Annotated in this window: 1 protein-coding gene; it reads right to left on the bottom strand. The window is 40.2% G+C overall.

The features are described 5' to 3' along the window. A partial coding sequence (locus H2O64_RS23950; RefSeq protein ID WP_187564769.1) for a hypothetical protein occupies positions 1–523 on the bottom strand: 523 nt, incomplete at both ends.

Below are 523 nucleotides of genomic sequence, written 5' to 3'. Positions count from 1 at the left end.
CAGTAATGGTATTCTCCACACGGATAAAGACCGTTTGTGGATCGATGGTGTTTTCAAAACCATTCACAAGTGCATTGGTGTTTGCAAGTGCATCAGCCACTGTTGGATGATAGGTTACGGTAAAGTTTGCTACATCTTGTGGTGGCGTTAGTAAATCTAGTGAAGCAGTTACCACATCCCAATCAAATTGTCCGGTATCATCATTGTCATATTCACAGAATACATACGTAAATGCGATATCGGTCAGTACTGGTAATGGATGTACTACTACTGGCAATTCTACAATCTTGTAACAAGGCAGCATGTTGCTATCTATTTGCACATCACTCTCCACACGTACATAGATAATTACTTGTCCGTTTGTATTGGCGTTTGCCATGTCTACATTATGCATCGTTGGATCCACAATTGGATTGATGTCATCTGCAGCATCCATCTCAGTAATATGATAACTAACGGTCACATTACTTTCATTGTCTACAATCTCTGCTTCTGATTGTGTCAGATCAAAGATGAGCATTCC

This window comes from Kordia aestuariivivens (assembly GCF_014397005.1).
Taxonomy (GTDB): Bacteria; Bacteroidota; Bacteroidia; order Flavobacteriales; family Flavobacteriaceae; genus Kordia; species Kordia aestuariivivens.
Note: the sequence above shows the minus strand (reverse complement) of the source record. Positions and strands in the feature narration are given on the sequence as shown.